The sequence below is a fragment of the Nonomuraea typhae genome (genome assembly GCF_009760925.1).
Taxonomy (GTDB): domain Bacteria; phylum Actinomycetota; class Actinomycetes; order Streptosporangiales; family Streptosporangiaceae; genus Nonomuraea; species Nonomuraea typhae.
On record NZ_VRLV01000001.1, the window covers coordinates 803,543 to 819,025 of the forward strand.

Annotated in this window: 18 protein-coding genes; 8 read left to right on the forward strand and 10 right to left on the reverse strand. The window is 69.3% G+C overall.

Annotated features, from left to right (window positions below; all coding sequences use genetic code 11):
• Window positions 1–38: 38 nt before the first annotated feature.
• Window positions 39–653 carry a dihydrofolate reductase family protein gene (locus FVE25_RS03810; protein WP_157244944.1) on the forward strand — a complete coding sequence of 205 codons (615 nt, stop codon included), beginning with the start codon at window positions 39–41 and terminating at the stop codon, window positions 651–653.
• A 442-nt stretch (window positions 654–1,095) separates the two neighbouring features.
• On the opposite strand, the gene FVE25_RS03815 is transcribed toward FVE25_RS03810, so the two are convergent.
• Entirely contained in the window at window positions 1,096–1,263 is a 168-nt protein-coding gene (locus FVE25_RS03815; protein WP_157244945.1) for a hypothetical protein, read from the reverse strand.
• 224 nt (window positions 1,264–1,487) lie between these two features.
• Here FVE25_RS03815 and FVE25_RS03820 point away from each other — a divergent pair, with 224 nt between their 5' ends.
• The gene (locus FVE25_RS03820) at window positions 1,488–1,844 is read left to right on the forward strand and encodes an STAS domain-containing protein (protein ID WP_157244946.1); all 357 of its coding nucleotides are present in this window, start codon (window positions 1,488–1,490) and stop codon (window positions 1,842–1,844) included.
• A gap of 166 nt (window positions 1,845–2,010) precedes the next feature.
• On the opposite strand, the gene FVE25_RS03825 is transcribed toward FVE25_RS03820, so the two are convergent.
• Entirely contained in the window at window positions 2,011–3,867 is a 1,857-nt protein-coding gene (locus tag FVE25_RS03825) for a CheR family methyltransferase (RefSeq protein WP_157244947.1), read from the reverse strand.
• Window positions 3,868–3,897: 30 nt separating this feature from the next.
• Window positions 3,898–4,905, reverse strand: coding sequence for a chemotaxis protein CheB (locus tag FVE25_RS03830; RefSeq protein ID WP_157244948.1), 1,008 nt, complete (start codon window positions 4,903–4,905; stop codon window positions 3,898–3,900).
• Between the two features lie 282 nt (window positions 4,906–5,187).
• Here FVE25_RS03830 and FVE25_RS03835 point away from each other — a divergent pair, with 282 nt between their 5' ends.
• The 4 genes from FVE25_RS03835 (at window position 5,188) to FVE25_RS03850 (ending at window position 8,051) form a co-directional block, all read left to right on the forward strand.
• Window positions 5,188–5,595 carry an ATP-binding protein gene (locus tag FVE25_RS03835; protein ID WP_157244949.1) on the forward strand — a complete coding sequence of 136 codons (408 nt, stop codon included), beginning with the start codon at window positions 5,188–5,190 and terminating at the stop codon, window positions 5,593–5,595.
• Between the two features lie 22 nt (window positions 5,596–5,617).
• Complete coding sequence (locus tag FVE25_RS03840) at window positions 5,618–6,301, forward strand: STAS domain-containing protein (protein WP_157244950.1); 684 nt, start codon at window positions 5,618–5,620, stop codon at window positions 6,299–6,301.
• A gap of 155 nt (window positions 6,302–6,456) precedes the next feature.
• On the forward strand, window positions 6,457–7,266 hold the full coding sequence (locus tag FVE25_RS03845; RefSeq protein WP_157244951.1) for an STAS domain-containing protein: 810 nt from the start codon (window positions 6,457–6,459) through the stop codon (window positions 7,264–7,266).
• Window positions 7,267–7,631: 365 nt separating this feature from the next.
• Window positions 7,632–8,051, forward strand: a complete 420-nt coding sequence (locus tag FVE25_RS03850) for a CBS domain-containing protein (protein WP_157244952.1) — start codon at window positions 7,632–7,634, stop codon at window positions 8,049–8,051.
• A 43-nt stretch (window positions 8,052–8,094) separates the two neighbouring features.
• Here the strand turns inward: FVE25_RS03850 and FVE25_RS03855 are convergent, their stop codons facing one another.
• Together FVE25_RS03855 and FVE25_RS03860 are read right to left on the reverse strand one after the other, a co-directional pair.
• Window positions 8,095–8,649, reverse strand: a complete 555-nt coding sequence (locus FVE25_RS03855) for a cysteine hydrolase family protein (protein ID WP_157244953.1) — start codon at window positions 8,647–8,649, stop codon at window positions 8,095–8,097.
• Window positions 8,646–9,329, reverse strand: a complete 684-nt coding sequence (locus FVE25_RS03860; protein WP_157244954.1) for a HemK2/MTQ2 family protein methyltransferase — start codon at window positions 9,327–9,329, stop codon at window positions 8,646–8,648. The genes FVE25_RS03855 and FVE25_RS03860 overlap by 4 nt, the downstream gene beginning before the upstream one ends.
• Before the next feature lie 184 nt (window positions 9,330–9,513).
• Between FVE25_RS03860 and FVE25_RS03865 the strand changes: the two genes are divergently transcribed.
• Entirely contained in the window at window positions 9,514–9,921 is a 408-nt protein-coding gene (locus tag FVE25_RS03865) for an ArsR/SmtB family transcription factor (RefSeq protein ID WP_157244955.1), read from the forward strand.
• The gene (locus FVE25_RS03870; RefSeq protein ID WP_157244956.1) at window positions 9,918–10,637 is read left to right on the forward strand and encodes a cation efflux transmembrane domain-containing protein; all 720 of its coding nucleotides are present in this window, start codon (window positions 9,918–9,920) and stop codon (window positions 10,635–10,637) included. Before FVE25_RS03865 ends, FVE25_RS03870 begins: the two co-directional genes overlap by 4 nt.
• Before the next feature lie 48 nt (window positions 10,638–10,685).
• On the opposite strand, the gene FVE25_RS03875 is transcribed toward FVE25_RS03870, so the two are convergent.
• From FVE25_RS03875 to FVE25_RS03895, 5 genes are all read right to left on the reverse strand, one after another.
• On the reverse strand, window positions 10,686–11,186 hold the full coding sequence (locus tag FVE25_RS03875; RefSeq protein WP_219825288.1) for a signal peptidase II: 501 nt from the start codon (window positions 11,184–11,186) through the stop codon (window positions 10,686–10,688).
• 78 nt (window positions 11,187–11,264) lie between these two features.
• Entirely contained in the window at window positions 11,265–11,411 is a 147-nt protein-coding gene (locus FVE25_RS03880) for a hypothetical protein (RefSeq protein WP_157244958.1), read from the reverse strand.
• A gap of 34 nt (window positions 11,412–11,445) precedes the next feature.
• Window positions 11,446–12,432: a cation diffusion facilitator family transporter gene (locus tag FVE25_RS03885; protein WP_157244959.1), complete on the reverse strand. Its 987-nt coding sequence runs from the start codon at window positions 12,430–12,432 to the stop codon at window positions 11,446–11,448.
• A 260-nt stretch (window positions 12,433–12,692) separates the two neighbouring features.
• Window positions 12,693–13,538 (reverse strand): F510_1955 family glycosylhydrolase, encoded by an 846-nt coding sequence (locus FVE25_RS03890; RefSeq protein ID WP_157244960.1) that lies wholly within the window; start codon window positions 13,536–13,538, stop codon window positions 12,693–12,695.
• Between the two features lies 1 nt (window position 13,539).
• The gene (locus tag FVE25_RS03895; RefSeq protein WP_157244961.1) at window positions 13,540–15,054 is read right to left on the reverse strand and encodes a multicopper oxidase family protein; all 1,515 of its coding nucleotides are present in this window, start codon (window positions 15,052–15,054) and stop codon (window positions 13,540–13,542) included.
• Window positions 15,055–15,483: the final 429 nt, after the last annotated feature.

Sequence of the window (15,483 nt, forward strand, 5' to 3'; positions counted from 1 at the left end):
TCCGGGTTTGTCAAGATCGCGAACGCTCTGGGGGCATCATGGGAAAGGTCTTCACACAGGCGTCGGTCTCGCTGGACGGGTACATCTCCGGGCCTGGCCAGACAGGGTTCGACCGGCTGTTCGCATGGTGTACGGCCGGCACCGTCGCTACCCCCACGGCCGATCCGGACCGGCTGACCTACCTCACCTCCGAGGCGACCGCCCGGTACCTGCGTGACCTCCAAGAGCGGATCGGGGCCTGCGTCGTCGGCCGCAATCTGTTCGACCTCACCGCGGGTTGGAACGGGCGGCACCCGAGCGGCGTGCCGGTGTTCGTCGTCACCCACCGTCCACCGCCGGCCGGCTGGGAGGCCACTGCGACGCCGTTCACGTTCGTCAGTGACGGCGTGGAGAACGCGATCGCGCGGGCCCGTGAGGTGGCAGGGCATCGCGACGTCGGTGTCGGCCCCGGCGGCACCGTGGCCGACGCGCTGAGGGCCGGCCTGCTCGACGAGTTGCGGATGGACGTCGTGCCGGTGGTTCTCGGTGCCGGTACACCCATGCTGACCGGGCTTGGCGACACAGCGCCGATCGGCTTCGACCTGGCGGAGATCATCGAGGGGATCGGCGTGACTCACCTGATCTATCGCCGCGCGACGCAGAACCTCAGGTAACGCCAGAGACCCTCTCATGCCGCTTGGCGCGCGCGTCTGCCAACAACATCGCGGATCTTCACTGCCCCTGGCGTGATCCCATTGGCCCGGGTCCGCCTGCGCCGGGGGTTGGGCGCGGTCCTCATCCAACCGGCCATAACGTCAACCTCCGAGCCGGTCGCGCCCTCCCAACCCACGTCCAACGCCCATAGCACCCCGAACCACCGCAGCAGGTCGTAGCCGTAACTGCGGCTGGACGGCATCCAGACCACCGGCGTGAGCTTTGATGGCGAGGCTGGTCAGGGCGAGGAGCAGGTCCAGGAAAGGCCGTGCCATGCCGTCATGCTGCTCGCCGTTTGGCCATCTGGTCACGGGCCGTTCCTCAACTGTTACCGATTTCAACGCAGGAGACTTGACCATGGCGGCGACAACTGGTGCCTGCAGTCGGGTGGGCGTGGCTGCGTCAGTTGTTGTCGTCCTGGTCGTTGTCCTGGTCGTTGTCAACACCCGGAGACTGCGTGTTGACCACGTCGGGGTCGTCGTCTCCGTCTCCGCTGCCGCCGCACGCGCCCACCAGGCCGACCGTCGCGACGATCGCCGCCACCGCCAGCATCCGCTTCCTACCCGCCATGCGCTTCCTCCTGAATGATCGGCCGTCGATGGTGCCGACCATCCCTGTTGCCGGAGAAAGGGCGCTCTAACGCCGGTCTGCGCGCAGGGCAGTCCGAGAGGCCCCTGACACGGAGATATGAAATGCCTTTCAGGTTATGGTGAGCCAAGGACAGGAAGCCCATTCCCGGCACCTGCCCCCAACGCGACTGGGAGCCTCGGCCTCCAGCCAGGGACGAGGCCCCGATGATCCCCCTGCATCTCACCCGCCCGCCCATCGACGGCGGCACCCTGATCGGCGTAACCGGTGAACTCGACTGCGCCACCATCGGCGACCTGGCGGCCTACATCACCCAGGCGCACCCCGACGCCGCCCGCCCTCTGATACTGGACCTGGCAGCACTGACCTTCCTGGACAGCACCGGCCTGCACCTGCTCCTCGACCTGCACCACTACGAGGACCGCCACGGCGGCAGCCTGCACCTGGCCACACCACACGAGCGCGTCACCCGGGTCCTGCGGATCACCGGCACCGACCGCCTGCTGCACACCTACCCCACCCTCGAACAGGCGTTGACCGCCGCGCGCCTGACCGCTCGCTGAGCACGCTGGGGGAGTGGCCGCCGACAGGCCGGTGCTCGCCAGTGCCGCCGGCCATCATCACCGGCATGACTACGCCGAAGCCCTGTGCGCGTTTCAGCGGCGCGCCAGCGCATCCACCGGCAGACGCGTGCTGGGATCCGGACGGGCGACGTCGCACGGCGATGGTTCACTCGGACGGTTCGAGGATGTCCATCACCATGATGATGCCGACGACCTTGTTGTCCTCCATGCGCAGCCGGGAGAACTCCACCGCGAGCCGGGTCGCCTTCCCCCGGCGGTTGACGGCGTCGAGCACCACGCCGTCCGGCCAGTCCCGGGGGTCCGAGCCGTCGGCCAGCAGGACGTGAAGGTGTGGCGCCAGCGCGTCGTACGGCAGCCCGATGTCCAGGTCGCCCAAGGGCCGGCCCGTGCTCTCGTCGGCGCGGGCGCCCCACAGCTCCTCCGCGCCGGGACTCCAGACCAGCACGCGCAGCTCGGAGTCGACCACTGCGACGGCGTCGCCGAGGCTGCGCACCATGGAGGAGACGAACTCATTGGCCCGGTCGAGTTCGTGGCTGCGGGCGTTCAGCTCGTCGTTGAGCTGCTGGAGCTCGTCGTTGGTGGAGTGGAGCTCCTCGTTCATCGTCTCGAGCTCTTCGTTGGTCGATTGGAGCTCTTCGTTCGTTGTCTCCAGTTCTTCGTTGGTGGACTGGAGTTCTTCGTTGGTCGTCTCCAGTTCCTCGTTCAGCGATTGGAGTTCCTCATAGGCGTGCCCGAGCTCTCTGTTGGCCTGCTCGAGGTCGTCGCGGAGCCTGTGGTAGCGGGTGACGTCGTAGAAGTTGACGCTGATGCCGACCAGCGCGCCCTCGCTGTTCTGCAGGGGTACCACGGAGATGTCGTAGACGCCGGACTCGGGGTGGCCGGGCCGCTGCCAGACGATTTCCTGCAGCTCCACCGTGCGCAGCTCCGCCTGCGCCTGCTCGATCACCGACCGGAGCTCGGTGGGCCGGTACGACACCTCAAGGTCCTGGAACGGCCGGCCGAGGTCTCGCGGATTGAGGTTGAAAAGCAGCTCTGCCCGCGAGTTGACCAGGGCCAGCTGTCCGTTGAGGTCGAGCGCGATCTGGGCCACCGGCCCTGAGGCCAGGGCCGTGGTCGTGAGCTCGCCCGTAGTCACGTGTGGGCCGTACGTCTCGTCCGACGACCACGGCGTGCGCGAGCTGGGCAGCGCCGTCCCGCTCTTGGTGAACAGTCGCATCCGCAGGTTGACCGGCTGGAACCTGTCTCCGTGGTTGAGGAGCATCTCGGCCTTGCCGAGGAAGAGATAGCCCGGATTGGCCAGCGCGAAGTGGAAGCGCCTGACGACGTTGAGCTGGGTCTCGGTGTTGAAGTACATCAAGGTGTTGCGCGCGAGCAGCAGGTCGACCCGTGAGATGGGCGCGTCGCGCGTCAGGTCATTGCGCCCGAAGATGACCTGCCTGCGCAGGTCGCGGCGGAACGCGAACCCGTCCTCGACACGCTCGAAGTACGTCTCGCGCAATTCCATCGGCAGCTCGCCGATTTGCCGCTCGGTGTAGGTGGCCGCCCTGGCCACCTGCAGGGCCTTCTCGTCGAGGTCCGTGGCGTAGATCTTGACGCGTTCCTTGAACTGCTCGACGCCGAGCTCCTCGGCGAGCACCATGGCCAGGCTGTAAGCCTCCTCGCCGGTGGCGCAGCCGGCGCTCCACGCCCGGATCGCCTTACCGGCGGGCTTGGCCGCCATCAGCGTGGGAAGCACGCTCTCGCGCAGCGCCTGCCAGGCGGCCGGATCGCGGAAGAAGCTGGTGACGTTGATGAGCAGACTGTCGAAAAGCCGGTTGAACTCCTCCGGCACCAGCTCCAGATAGTCGCGGTACTCGGCATAGGCGCTGAGCTTGAGCTCCTCCAAGCGCCTGCTGATCCTGCGCATCAGCGTCGTGCGTTTGTACCCCGTGAAGTCGAAGCCGCGCGTCTCCTTGAGCATGACCAGGAGATCGTCGAATTCGCGTTCCTCCGCCGCCGTCACAGCCAACCAGTTTACGCCTGACCACCCTTTTCAGAGGCTGGCGAGCCCGCCCTCGACCTCGAGCGTGGCCTGCAGTGCCCGGATCGTCTCACCCGCTTCCCGGGTCTCGCGAGCCTGCTCGGCCAGGCGCGCGACCGCCACCCTGTGGCCCCGCCCCGCGGCAGAGTCGATCATGCGTTCCAGCAGCCTCTGGCGCTCCTCCAGGCGCAGGATGGCGACCCACAAAGCCCGTTCGACGACGGCCGCATGTCCGGAGGTCATGGCGTTCAGCGACCACGAGTGCCCGACCCGGCAGGTGTAGCGCTGCTCGCGCGGGCCATGCTGCTCATAGAGCGGGCCGTTGCATTCGGGACAGGTGAAGCCGGTCAGCTCGCCCGCCGGGGTGTCCGGCAACTGCGGCCGCAGATAGCGGGAGATCTCCCGCCGTAGTTCCTCGTCCGGACTCGCCGCCCTCCGCGGTGCAGGGGTACGGCTCTGCCGTACCACCCAGTCCGCCAACTGCGTCACCTGGAGGACCTGCGCCCCTTCCGCCGCCTTGGCAGCCGCCACGGGCATGCCGGTGAAGTCGCTTTGACGCGGATCCTGAACGGCGACCCTACCGCCGTGGCGCTCGATCACCGCGCAGCCCCGCGCGCCGTCGTCGAGCGTGCCGCTGAGCACGATCCCCGACACGCGCGGCCCGGCGTCCATCGCCGCGCTCATGAAGAGCAGATCGGCCGCCGGGCGGTAGCCGTTGTAGCGCGGTCCGCGGGTCAGGTGCAGCCTGCCGGCGTCGACCAGCAGGTGGTGATCCGGTATCGCCACACGGATCTCGCCCAGGGCGATCGGGGTCCCGTCTTCGGCGGGCATGGCTTTGAGCGGGCCGGATCTGTCGAGGATGCCGGCCAGGGCGCTGCCCGCGCTGGCCGAGACGTGCAGGACAACCAGAACCGCTGCTCGCAGCCCGGGAGGGAGGCGCGAGACCAGCACGCGCAACGGTTCGACCCCGCCGGCTGAGGCGGCCACGACCACGAGGTCTCTTGCCTGATGGTTGTCCACTCATGCCCCCTGCCCAGATCTGCCGCCCATGCACGGCTCCGGCGCATCTCGTGGCCGCGCGTCGGCTACCCGATGGCGGCTGCTGCAGGGGTGGTTTAGCATCCCCCGGAGGGGCATGGCGTTTTGAGAGGGAAAGGCTCCGGCTCGTGGTGAGGGCCCGTTTCCAGGCTCTCCGCGACCCTCGTCGCCTGCCGGAGCGTTATCGCGAACCGCATGCTGGGGGAGGAGAGCCGGCCGCGTGAACGGCATCGCCGATCACGAGGAGGGTCAGCGAGCATGAGGGTGAGCCCGACCACCGTCTGGCCGGTCAGCGATGACTTGGCCGGTATTCGACAGCTGGTGGACACCTACGCCCACCGGGCGGGCTTGATCTCTCGCAAGCGAGAGGACCTGCAACTGGCGGTCAACGAAGCGGTCACCAACGTTCTCGACCATGCCGGCGGCCGAGGTCAGGTCCGCCTCCACATGGATGACGAGCATCTGACCGTCGACATTTACGACGAGGCCGGGTTGCTTGCTCCCGGCGCCTTCCCCGCTCAGTTGCCGGAGATCGCCGGCCGTGCCCGCGAGCCCGGTGGTTTCGGAGTCGGCCTGTGGCTGATGCGGCGTCTCTGCGACGAGGCGACCATCACCCAGATGCCTGGCTGGTCACGGGTACGCCTGCGTATGCGCCGAACTTCGGAGTCGTGAACCATGCACGAGCCGACCAATCATGAGAACAGGCCACCGGCGGCCGCTGTCCGCCCGGATCGCCCGCATCGGCGAACAGGCGGCCACCGTCGTCGTCACGGGCACCCTCGACCGCAGCACGCGACACGTGCTGCAGACGGTCCTGTCGAACCTGATCCCCTCCGGCATCGTCCACGTTCTGATAGAGGCGACCGAGCTGGACTTCTGCGACGTCAGCGGCGCCCGCGTGCTGGAAGAGGCGCACGCGCTGCTGTACGCCGCCGGTGGCGCTCTCACCATGACGCCCTCACCTCCGGTTGCCCGGATGCTGGAGCTGCTCTGGCCACGCCACGAGCGCGCCTTTCCCAACGTCGTCACCCTGCCTGCCGTCGCACCCGTACGGCACCTGCCCACCATGCGAACGCTCGGCGTCAAACGCGGACGAGCGTCGGCCAAGAAGGAATCCGCCATCACACCCGCACGGCCACCCATCGACACCGCCGCCGCCATCGAGCGCTCCAGGCGACTTCACCACCATGCCGAGACCCTGACCGTGATCGCATGCGAGCAAGTCCGCCGCTCCTGCCAGGCCCTGGCCGCCCTGCACGACGCCTTCGTCATCACCCACCACGTCCAAGCCGACACAAGCCCGCTCCGGCCGTGTACGGCCACGCATCCCGCCAAGGCCGAAGCCTTCCGGGCCCGGGCTGACCACGTCGTCGCTTGAGGCCGCGCGATCCTCAACCGCTGCCCGACGTCACCGCCATCACCGACTTCAACCGCAGGATCGGCGCCGAACCGAACGTCTACCTGGAACGTCACCGGCCCGCAAGACGGCCGCATCGGCGTCGTAGCGGGGGCTGCAGGGGTGTTTTCTGGCCGATGGCCAGGGTAGGCGCGCGGCTGATGAGTGGGGAACGGCCGATCCTGCGTGCCAAACTCGCGGCCGAACGGGCACAGGAAGCCCGGCGGCGCGCCCAGCAGGCCGCCGAAAGGCTCACCGAGCTGGCCGCGGCCACGGGCATTGACGCCGTGGATCCCCAGACCGCGGACCCCGCGCAGCCGGATCAGCCGCCGGACTCGTCGCCGGCGTCACCCGCCGCCACCGCCCGCGATCAGGCTCTGAAGGCCGTGCGGAGCCTTCAGGCCGCCCGGCAGCACGCCTGCGAAGCACACCTGGAGACCGCAGCCGCGCTGGAACGGCTGGCCCGCCTGTACGATGCCCACGTCAAGGACGACCCCACGGTCTCGGCCCGCCGCTACCTGGCCGGGGCCACGCGAGCAAGAGCCGAAGCCGCGCTGCACCGCCACCTGGCCGAGCCGCCCGCCATCCATCTGCATCACCCGGGTCTGCAGATCCGTTCCCAGCACGACGGCGACGTGGCTGTGTGCACCCTGCGCGGCGACCTCGACACCCGTACCAGCCGCCACCTGTCCGGCGCGCTGGCCGCCCACACCGACCTCGCGTGCCTGCGGCTGGTCCTGGACGTGACCCGGCTGAACAGCTGCGACTCCAGCGGCCTGCACGTGCTCATCCTGTACGCCGGCATCACCCATACGGCGGGCGGCTGCCTGCGCCTGGCCGGGACCGGCGGCCTGGTCGCCCGCGCGCTGGAGATCTCCGGCCTGGCCGAGATCCTGCCCACGGACCTGAGCCTGGCTGAGGCGCTGGATGTCGCCAACGCCCTTTGACCCGTGGCTCGTCCTGCTGGTGCTCATGGGGCGCCCTACCCGCGACGCTCATGTCGAATCGGCCGGGACGGCTCATGCCGTACATGCATGAAAGGCGTGCACATGGGCAGGCGACGTTCTTGCCGACGAGGACCATGTGGGTGCGCGGCGAGGAGGAGCACCCGCACGCCGCACGTCGCCCTGCGGGCACCGGAGGCCATCTGGGACGCGCCTCGCACGGGGCACGCCGAGGCCGAGTGCCTGACGAAGGACCTGGAGGACACAGACGTGCAGGATCTGCACTTCACCGCCTTCATGAAGGCCAATCGATCGCGTCCGCGACCCCATCAGCGGCCGCGGCAGGAACTGACAGGAAGGAAGATCTCATGCCGACCGCACGAGACATCATGACCCCGCACGCCGAGTGCGTGAACTCCGACGAATCCTTGGCCGTGGCCGCCGAGAAGATGGCCCGGCTGGATGTCGGCGCGCTGCCCATCTGCGGCCCGGACAACCGTCTCAAGGGCATGCTCACCGACCGCGACATCGTCATCAAGGCCCTGGCCAAGGGCAAAGACCCCAAGTCGTGTACGGCAGGCGAATTCGCCCAGGGTAAGCCGGTCACCATCGGCGCCGACGACGACGCCCGCGAGATCCTGCGCACCATGGCCAGCCACAAGGTCCGCCGCCTGCCCGTCATCGACGGCCACGATCTGGTCGGCATGGTCGCCCTGGCCGACGTCACCAAGACCATGCCCGACGCCCCGATCAGCGACCTGCTCGACGCGCTGACCCACGACGACTGAAGCACAGCGGCGGTCGAGGGTCGGTGGAGGGCCGGGATCCGGTTCAGCACGGCGGCTCTCCCCGATTCAAACTGCGGTCACCCGGCCCGATCGTGGCGCGCATGTTGCACTCCATCATCTCCAGCGCCGCCTCGGCCAGGCCGGGATCGATGTGGGCCACGCAGTCCCGGGCCACGTGCAAGGTGAACTCGCGCACGTAGGCGTCCCGCGCCGTGTACAGGATGCATTGCTCGGTCACCTGCCCGGCCAGCACCAACGTGTCCACCTTCTGCCGACGGAGCAGGTACTCCAGCGGCGTCCCGAAGAAGGCGCTGTGCCGTACCTTGGGCAGAAAGGCGCAATCGGCGGGCAGGAGAGGTTTGACCAAGTCGGGCCGCTGCCCCTCGAGGGCGCGCCGCTGGATGAGGCCGGGACCGGCGGTGAAGTCCCCATAGTTGTCGTTGACGTAGATCACCTCGACGTCCGGGCGGGCGCCGGCGGTGCGTACCAGCCGGGTCAGCGGCTCTATCGTCTCCTCGACGCTGCGGGTCAGAAGCGCTGCGTCCTCGTGCTCGTAGGGGTTGAACATATCTACCACGACCAGGGCGATCCCGCTCACTGTCGTGGCTCCAGGGGCTGCGGCGTCCGCGAGCGGTCCGCACGGATGACCACCAGTTCCTCGTAGCGCTGACCCGGCAGGATCAGACCCTGCTCCTCCAGCCAGGCCGCGCGCGCCCACATGACCGGCCCGAACGCCTCCCGCTTGCGCGCCGCCACTCTGGCACGCAAACCAGCCGCACGCAGGCGTGACAGCGATGCGGCGACGCCGCTCAACGCCGACTGCACGATCAGCAGACGTCCGCCGGGACGCAGGTGCGCCGCAACCCCGGCGCAGATCTCGTCCAGAAGCCGCCGCCCGTCCAGTCCCGCGTCCCAGGCGCGCGCTCTGCTCTGCCGGCCGGGCCGGGCCTCACTGCCCACCTCATAGGGCGGATTGGCCACGATGAGGTCGAAGACCTCGTCGCCGATCGGGGCGAACAGGCTGCCCCGCATCACCCTCACCCGCAGTCCGTGGGCCAGCGCGTTGATCCGTGCGGCCAGCACGGCACGCCACGACAGGTCCACCGCCGTCACCCGAGAGTGCCCGCCACGCGCCGCGCACAGGGCGAGCACCCCGGTGCCCGTACACAGGTCGAGCACCCTCGCACCGGTCGGTAGCACGTCGGCGGCCAGCGCGGCGGCGAGGAGGGCGGTGTCACCCTTCGGCCGGTAGACCCCCGGCGGCCTCAGCAAGAACATGTCGCCCAGCTACCCCAAAACGGACGAACCACGCGCCTGGCCGGCACCCGTCGCAGGCGTGCCGTACTTCCCTGTCCGAGGCCGGCCGGGCGACGGCCCTCGGGCAGTCGCGACACAAGATCGCTGGAACCCGATGCCGCTCCGTTCTTGCCATGACATCGCCATGTATGGTTATCATCGCCATATGGCGATTGATAGGGATGCCGGACTCTGCGTCAGTGCCGAAATCGCCGCCGGCATCACCCCGGCGGCCGCGCTCTTCCACTCCCTGGCCGACGAGACCCGGCTGCGCATCGTGGCCCGGCTGGCCCGTGGTGAGGCCCGGGTGGTTGACCTGACCGCCGAGCTGGGCCTGGCCCAGTCCACGGTGTCCAAGCACCTGGCCTGCCTGCGCGACTGCCACCTCGTCGACTACCGCGCCGAAGGCCGCCAGTCCTTCTACTCCCTGACCCGGCCCGAACTGATGGACCTTCTCAGCGCGGCCGAGCACCTGCTGCGCGCCACCGGCCATGCGGTCACCATCTGCCCCATGCCCAGCTCCGGCCACGGCGGCGACCGTAGCGCGCTCGAGACAGGAGAGGTGACGGTGTGACCGCGCTCAACCCGCCCGGCCTCGGTCTCACCCCGGCGCGGCGTACCCTGCTGCAGCGCCGGATCCGATGGCTGGTCGCCGCGACCATCACCTACAACGTGATCGAAGCCGCCGTGGCCATCACCGCCGGAACCATAGCCTCCTCCGCCGCGCTGATCGGTTTCGGCCTCGACTCCATCGTCGAAGTGGCCTCCGCCGCCGCGGTCGCCTGGCAGTTCTCGGCCGCCGACCACGAGAGGCGGGAGAAGGCCGCGTTGCGCGTCATCGCGATCTCGTTCTTCGCGCTGGCCGCCTATGTCGCCTTCGACGCGGTACGCGCCCTGTTCGGCGCCGGCGAGGCCGAGCACTCCGCCGCGGGTCTGATCCTGGCCGCGCTCAGCCTGGTCATCATGCCGTTCCTATCGGCCGCCCAGCGGCGCGCGGGCCGCGAACTCGGCTCCGCTTCCGCGGTGGCCGACTCCAAGCAGACCCTGCTGTGCACCTACCTGTCCGGTGTGCTCCTGGTCGGGCTCGCGTTGAACAGCCTGTTCGGCTGGTCCTGGGCCGACCTGATCGCCGCCCTGGTCATCGCGGCCGTGGCCGTCAAGGAAGGTCGCGAGGCGTGGCGCGGTGACGCCTGCTGCGCCGTACCCCCGATCGCCACCGCCGGCGCGGCCACGGCCGAGACGGGCTGCGCCGACGGCTGCTGCAGCTCGGAGAGTGAGAGCGGCCGATGACCGGACGCGACGGCGGATCCGGCTCCTGTTCCGAAACCATGACCTGGCTTAGTCGCGGCGTTCGGCCTCGGCACGGTCCGGTGAATCTGAGCGTCGCGCGGTGAAAGCGAAAACGAGCGCTCCCACCACGATGAAAGTGTCGGGGAGATTGAACGTCGGCCACCACCCGGTGTGCAGGTAGTCGGTGACGACCCCGTCCGGCAGCCGATCGATGACGTTGGCCAGAGCGCCGGCGAGCATGACGGTCAGGCATCCGAGCTCGATCCGGCCTGCCGCTGCGGCCGACCTTCGCCAGCCGTAGACGCCGATGCCGACGGTGATCGCGGCCGGCACGGCAAGTCGCGTCCATGTCGGCAGGTCGGCGCCCAGGCCGAAGGCCACGCCGGGGTTGTACAGCAGCCGCAACTGGATGAGCCCCACCTCGATGATGCGCCCCGGCAGCAACTGGTCCGCGGCGATCTTGGCGGCGACCAGCAGCACGCTCAGCAAGGCCGCCAGAACGATCAGCGAGGCTCGCCGGCGCGTGGGGCCGGCTTCGTGTTCTGTCACGCTCATCCGTATATGAACCCTTCCCTGGTCTTCTTGCTGCCCAAATCTACGGCTTGCCGGAGATGGAAGTTTTCCGGATCATGCGTGCGAGCGCTGAGAGCGGTGGCGGCGACCGAGTGCCCACTGGACGGCGATGGCGAGGACGACGATCATCGTGGATATCCCGCCGAAGACCCAGGCCATGCCACCGGCGACGCGCTGGTCGTCGTCAGGCCCGACCGCCACGACGAACAGCGCACCGCCCCACCGTCCCGGGGTGTCACCGACGCGGGCCGGCGGTGGTGGCGCTGGTGTGCGTGGGGCCGTGCGGGTCGGCGCAATGGGTCTGACTGTGCTCGCCGATGGCCAGCACCCGGGGCTGCGCGTGGTCGACCTGGAGTGTGGTGTGCTCGATGCCGTAGGAGTCGTGCAGGAGCTTTTCGGCCGCGGCTCGGACGGCGTGGCAGTCGGCACCGGGGGTGACCAGGATGTGCGCGGACAGGGCGGCGTACCCGGAGGTGACCTCCCACACGTGCAGGTCGTGCACTTCCTCCACATGGTCCAGGGCGGCGGTCTTGCGGCCGATCTCGTCGGGGTTCATGCCGACCGGCGCGGCTTCCATGAACACCCGGCCGGACTCCTTGACCAGCCCCCAGCCCGCCTTCAGCATGAGCGCGGCCACGACCAGCGCGGCGATGGCGTCCGCCTGGGCCCAGCCGGTCAGCCACACGACCGCGCCGGCGACGGTGGTGGCGATGAAGGCGAACAGGTCGTTGAGGATGTGCTGGTAGGCGCCTTCGACGTTCAGGCTGGAACGGTTGGCCTTGGACAGCAGCCAGGTGGCGGCCAGGTTGACCACGATTCCGGCCAGCCCGGTGGCCACGACGAACAGGCCCTCCACCTCGGGCGGCTCGATGAGCCGACGGATGCCCTCGACGATGAAGTAGGCGGCGAGCAGCAGCAGGGTGATGCCGTTGATCTGGGCCGAGATGATCTCGGCGCGCTTGAGCCCGTAGGTGAAGCCGCCACGGGGCGGCTTGGCCGCGATTCGCATCGCGATGAGGGCGAACACGATGGCGGCGGCGTCGGTCAGCATGTGCCCGGCGTCGGAGATGAGCGCCAAGGACTGCGCGATGAAGCCGATGACCACCTCGATCGCCATGAAGGCGACGATCAGCGTCAGGGCGCCGGTCAGATACCGGCGATCGGTCTCCGCGCTGACGCCGTGACCGTGCCCATGACCGTGCCCGTGGCCGTGCTCGCCCATCACACCTCCACCTCTATACATCTGAACGAATATTCATATGTGAGTGTGCGGTGCTGATCATCGGACTGTCAACCAAGTCTTCGGTGTCGTGCGCCTGCGCGAGGGCGACGACCCGGCCGGGGTCGACGGCGGCACCGGCGGGGCGTTGCCGAGGACGCCGCCCCGCCTCGGCGGGGCCGCCAGAGCCGCCGGCTACCCCAGCACGGTGCTGACCGTGGGGTTCCGGCGATCACCCACCCTGACGGCATCCGCTTCCCGGACTACTGGGTCATCTTGGTGAAGTCCTTTCCCGCGTTCGTGGATTCGTAGACGGTGCCGTCCATGCCGGCGGCCAGCAGCCGGTCGGCGGACACCGCGGTGAAGGCGACGGCCTGCATCGGCAGGCGCCCCGCGGGCTGCCAGCTGGAGGCGTTGTCCGTGCTCGTGTGGACCCGGCCGTCGGGAGCGACGCCGACGAGCCGGCCCTTGCCGGTCACGTCGAGGAACGACAGCAGAGGCGCTCCCTTCTGGGCGGCGAAGGTCTTGCCGGAGTCGGTGCTGACCTTCACGCCCTCCGGGGTGGTGGCGTAGAGCCGCTCGGGTTGGTCGGCGCCGGCTGCCAGGTCGAGGAGGTCGAGCCTGGCCATGGGTGTGAGGTCTGCTCCCTTCCCGCGCCAGATCTGGCCGCTCTGGGAGTCGTAGCCGTAGACGGTCGTTCCGGCGACCTGCAGGGCGTGGAAGTCCGCCTCGCCGGCCAGCGCCACCTGCTGCCACGTCACCCCGGCGTCGGCTGAGCGGATCAGCCCCAGATGCGGTGGTCGGCCTGCCGCGATGTCTCCGGCAGCGGGATGGCCGCTGGTGTAGAAGGTCTTCGGGCCGGCGACCGTGAAGCCCATGTGGTCGGCGTCGCGATCACCCACGCGGCGCAGTTTGCCGCCGTCCAGGGTGAAGAGGCCGTAATGACCGGCCACGTACGTCTTTCCGGTGGCGGGGTCGACGCCCAGGCCGTGGATGTGGCCGGCGCCCTGGTCGGTGGGCGGCTGGGCGGGCTGCGCCGGTGGGGTGGCGGACCCGCATGCGGTGAGGCCGAAGACGAGGGAGAGCGTTATCGCGATCTTCTTGGTCATGTCAGGCCTCGTAACCGAGGAGGCTCATCATCCCGGCCTCCGCGTGGTAGACGTTGTGGCAGTGGATCATCCAGATGCCGGGGTTGTCGGCGTCGAAGTCGACGTTGAGTGTCGTGCCCGGCAGGACGATCGCGGTGTCCTTGCGGGCCCCGCCCGCCAGGGCGAAGGTGTGGCCGTGCAGGTGCATGGGGTGCCACATCGGGCTCTCGTTGGCGAACGACAACCTGACGCGCTCGCCCGGCGCGATCGGCTCGATGACCTCGGGGTCGTACTTCTTGCCGTTGATCGCCCAGTCGTATGCGGCCATGCTGCCGGTGAGCTTGAGGGTGAGCGTGCGATCGGGCCGGCGACCGGCCAGCCGTACGGCGGGCGTGGGTTTGAGCAGGTCGTAGGTGAGCAGACGGCCGGTCAGCTCGCGCGGCCGGGCATCGGCGTGCGGGGCGCGGGCGCGCTTGGCGGTGCGCACGATCGCGCGGGCGAGGGCGCGCTTGCCCTCGGCCAGGGCGACCAGCGGGAACGCGCCGTCCTTGAGGGTGACCAGGACGTCGTAGCGTTCGCCCATGCCGAGGAGCAGCGCGTCGGTCTCCACCTGTTCGACGGGGAAGCCGTCGGCGTGGGTGACGGTGAGCGTGTGACCGCCCAGCGCCACCCGGAAGGCGGTGTCGCCGCCCGCGTTGATCAGCCTGATCCGGACCCGGGATCCGGGTCTGGCGGTGAAGGTCTCGGGCGCGGTGGGCACCCGGCCGTTGACGAGGTAGTGCGGGTAGTAGACGTCACCCGCGTCGCCGCCGAGCGCGTCGCTCTCGGCGTTCATCATCATGTGCGGCCACTTCGGTGACGTGCCGGGGGTGGGGGTGGTCATGGCGCCGTGGCCGTTGTGGCCGCCGGTCATGCCGGACATCGCGGTCAACTCGGCCAGGACCTCGTCGGGCGTGCCGGTGACGCCGTCCATCCAGTCGTCCAGGACGACGATCCACTCCTGGTCGTAGGCGAGCGGTTCGCCAGGGTCCTCGACGATCAGCGGCGCGTACAGACCGCGGTCGAGCTGGGTGCCGTGGTGGGGGTGGAACCAGTAGGTGCCGGGGTGCGGGGCGGTGAACTCGTAGAGGTGCTCCGCGCCCGCCTCGATGGGCGGCTGAGTCACGCCGGGGACGCCGTCGGCGTCGTTGCGCAGCGCCAGGCCGTGCCAGTGCACCGTGGTCCGCTGGGGGAGCCGGTTGGTCAGCCGGGCGCGGACGACCTCTCCGGCCTTCACGCGGATCTCCTGGCCGGGCAGCCGCTCGCCGTACATCCACGTGGCCGCGGTCGGGCCGCCGAGGTCGGCCTGGCCCTGGCGGGCGAGGAGCTGAAACTCCTTGATCCGGCCGGTACGGCGGGCCGCCTCGGCGTCCTCGACCTGCGGGCCCGAGGGGCGGACCAGTGTGGCGCTCCCGGGGTTCGAGCATGCCGTCAACACGGTTCCTCCTGCCGCGGCGAGGGCGGCGCGCAGGAAGAACCGTCGATCGATAAATGTCATGAATCGCTCACGGTTCGATACGGATGGAAGCGGGCTGAGCTGCGGCTTCTATATCCGTAGAACGGTGATGCGCTGGAGTGGTCGTGCGAGGTGCCGGGGCGGGCCGCGAACGGTGGACGGCCTGCCCCTTCGTCTCCTGAGACCGCCGGCCCCGCCGGTACCGCTCACGATGAGCACGAGCGCGGCAAGAATCGCGGTGATCGCCGTGAGACAGAGCACGAGCGGGCCATTGTCGTGGGTGCCGGTGCCGGCCGGAGGCATGTCAGGTGCCGGGCTCACGACGGACGAACGGTCGCTCATCGCGGACCCGCAGAAGTGGACCGTGGTGTAGCCGACGACCATGCCCGTGAGCACCATGGCCAGGAGAGCGAGGTGCGGCAGAATCGCGGAACGCGCTCCTCTGCCGCTCACATCTCCTCCTGCCTCGCT

Bases quoted from the DNA above. Each gene is read 5' to 3' on its own strand.
- FVE25_RS03810 (WP_157244944.1), top strand. From the start codon at position 39: ATGGGAAAGGTCTTCACACAGGCGTCGGTCTCGCTGGACGGGTACATC.
- FVE25_RS03815 (WP_157244945.1), bottom strand. From the start codon at position 1,263: ATGGCGGGTAGGAAGCGGATGCTGGCGGTGGCGGCGATCGTCGCGACG.
- FVE25_RS03820 (WP_157244946.1), top strand. From the start codon at position 1,488: ATGATCCCCCTGCATCTCACCCGCCCGCCCATCGACGGCGGCACCCTG.
- FVE25_RS03840 (WP_157244950.1), top strand. From the start codon at position 5,618: ATGAGAACAGGCCACCGGCGGCCGCTGTCCGCCCGGATCGCCCGCATC.
- FVE25_RS03845 (WP_157244951.1), top strand. From the start codon at position 6,457: ATGGCCAGGGTAGGCGCGCGGCTGATGAGTGGGGAACGGCCGATCCTG.
- FVE25_RS03850 (WP_157244952.1), top strand. From the start codon at position 7,632: ATGCCGACCGCACGAGACATCATGACCCCGCACGCCGAGTGCGTGAAC.
- FVE25_RS03860 (WP_157244954.1), bottom strand. From the start codon at position 9,329: ATGTTCTTGCTGAGGCCGCCGGGGGTCTACCGGCCGAAGGGTGACACC.
- FVE25_RS03865 (WP_157244955.1), top strand. From the start codon at position 9,514: ATGGCGATTGATAGGGATGCCGGACTCTGCGTCAGTGCCGAAATCGCC.
- FVE25_RS03885 (WP_157244959.1), bottom strand. From the start codon at position 12,432: ATGGGCGAGCACGGCCACGGGCACGGTCATGGGCACGGTCACGGCGTC.
- FVE25_RS03890 (WP_157244960.1), bottom strand. From the start codon at position 13,538: ATGACCAAGAAGATCGCGATAACGCTCTCCCTCGTCTTCGGCCTCACC.
- FVE25_RS03895 (WP_157244961.1), bottom strand. From the start codon at position 15,054: ATGACATTTATCGATCGACGGTTCTTCCTGCGCGCCGCCCTCGCCGCG.